Origin of the sequence: Saccharopolyspora sp. NPDC002686 (assembly GCF_040295745.1) — a bacterium.
GTDB classification, from domain to species: Bacteria; Actinomycetota; Actinomycetes; order Mycobacteriales; family Pseudonocardiaceae; genus Saccharopolyspora; species Saccharopolyspora oryzae.
Genome location: NZ_JBEOVY010000610.1, coordinates 1 through 2,069, shown reverse-complemented (window position 1 = coordinate 2,069; position 2,069 = coordinate 1). Strand labels below are relative to the sequence as shown.

Here is a 2,069-nt window from a genome sequence, read left to right as displayed (position 1 = left end):
GGCCGCGATGCCCGGCCTGCTCCACTGGGTGCGCGAGCGGCTGTGATGCGCGACGAGGCCCGGGCGGCGGTCGCGGACATCACCGGCCGAGCGCCGGTGGAGGTGCGGCAGCTCGGCGGCGGGGACACCTCGGCGGCGTTCGCGGTGCGCCTCGAGGACGGCACGGCTGTGTTCGCCAAGACCGCGCCCGCGACGATGCCCGGCGCCATCGAGGCCGAGGCGGCGTCCCTGGCCTGGCTCGCCGAACCCGACGTGGTCGCGGTGCCCGAGGTGTTCGGGAACACCGAGCGCTGGCTGGTCACCGAGCACATCGCGGAGTCAGCGCCGACGGCGGCAGCAGCCGAGCAGCTTGGGCGCGGCCTCGCGGCTCTGCACGCGACCGGGGCACCCGCCTTCGGCGCCGCGCCTCCGGGCGGCCCGGCGGATGCCTGGATCGGTCTGGCGCCTATGCGCAACGAGCCCGAGCCGGACTGGCCGACCTTCTACGCCCAGCACCGGATCGAGCCCTACCTCCGGAAGGCGGTGGACGCCGGCACGCTGAGCTCGGCCGACGGCGCGGTGATCTCGCAGGTCTGCGCGAACATCGACCAGCTGGCGGGGCCGGCCGAGCCTCCCGCGCGCCTGCACGGCGACCTGTGGAGCGGCAACGTCCACTGGAGTGCTCAGGGGGCGTGGCTCATCGATCCGGCAGCGCACGGCGGTCACCGCGAGACCGACCTGGCGATGCTGCACCTGTTCGGCTGCCCCCACCTGGACCGCGTCGTGGCCGCTTACCAGGAGTCCCACCCGCTCGCGGCGGGCTGGCGCGAGCGGATCGCGCTCCACCAGCTGTTCCCGCTCCTGGTCCACGCGGTCCTGTTCGGCACCGGCTACGCAGCCCAAGCCACGCGCGCGGCCCGCTCGGCCCTCCGAGCCGCCTGAGCCCCTTCCCGACCCACGAGCACCTTCGGACATTTCGTCCATAACGGAACCGGGGGTCGGCTGACCTGCTAAGACGCGAGTGCGCGCCATCCTTCGCCACCGGGCAACGGCATCCGAAAACCGCAGGTCAGAGCAGCTCGGTTACGGTAGGGGTGTGCGCCTGAAGTTCTTGTTGCGACCTGGTTGGCTCGGCCTGATCGCGCTGGTCGCGGTCTTCACCACGCTGTGCCTGACCGTGCTGGCCCCCTGGCAGTTCAGCCGCAGCGACGAGGCGCAGACCCGGAACAACGCGATCTCCGAGTCCTTCCACTCCCCACCGCGCCAACTGGCCGAGGTGCTGCCCGCCGGGCAAGCACCGGACCAGCGCACCGAGTGGTCCCAAGTGCTGCTGCGCGGCCAGTACCTGCCCGAAGGCGAGACGTTGGGCTGGCAGCGGACCGTGCTCGGCGAGCCCGCGTTCGAGGTGCTGACCCCGTTCCGCCTGGACGACGGCACGACGGTCCTGGTCGACCGCGGCTACATCCGCCCGGTCGACGGCACCCGGGCCCCGGCCTACGACGCACCGCCGCCCGGCGAGCAGACCCTCACCGCGCGGGTCCGCAGCGACGAGGTGGACAGCAAGAACCGCCCGCTGTTCGACCACGACGGGCACCGCTGGGCGTACGCGGTGAACTCCGGGACCGTCGCCGCGGGCACCGGCATCGCCATGCGGCCCGGCTACTTCTCGCTCAACGAGAACCAGCCCGGCGTCCTCGAACCGCTGCCCCTGCCCCGCTTGGAAGCCGGCCCGTACTTCTCCTACGCGCTGCAGTGGATCGCCTTCGGCGTCATGGCGGTCATCGCCGTCGCGTACCTGATCTACTCGGAACTCCGCCCCGGCGCCCGCCCGGCCTGGCGCGACGCGGACGACGCGGCCACCGAGGACGCCCAGCCGTCCGAGACGCCGGTGCGCCGCAAGAAGATGTCGGTCGCCGCAGCCATCGCCGAAGACGAACGCCGCGAACGCGAAGCAGCCGAACGCGAAGCCCCGTCCCCGACCGAGGACGCCGAGGGCCACGCCACCAACAAGACCTGACCCCTATCGCTTCACCCGTCCGGGCCAGGTCAACACCGCAGTTTCAATTGAAACTGCAAACCCCACCCACGGC

2 protein-coding genes are annotated in these 2,069 nt (G+C 72.3%); both read left to right on the top strand.

Annotated features, from left to right (window positions below; genetic code table 11):
• Positions 1–45 precede the first annotated feature (45 nt).
• A complete protein-coding gene (locus ABTZ89_RS38225; protein ID WP_351054271.1) occupies positions 46–921 on the top strand; it encodes a fructosamine kinase family protein in 876 nt (291 codons plus the stop codon).
• Positions 922–1,075: 154 nt separating this feature from the next.
• On the top strand, positions 1,076–1,996 hold the full coding sequence (locus tag ABTZ89_RS38220; RefSeq protein ID WP_351054268.1) for an SURF1 family cytochrome oxidase biogenesis protein: 921 nt from the start codon (positions 1,076–1,078) through the stop codon (positions 1,994–1,996).
• The last annotated feature ends 73 nt before the right edge of the window (positions 1,997–2,069 follow it).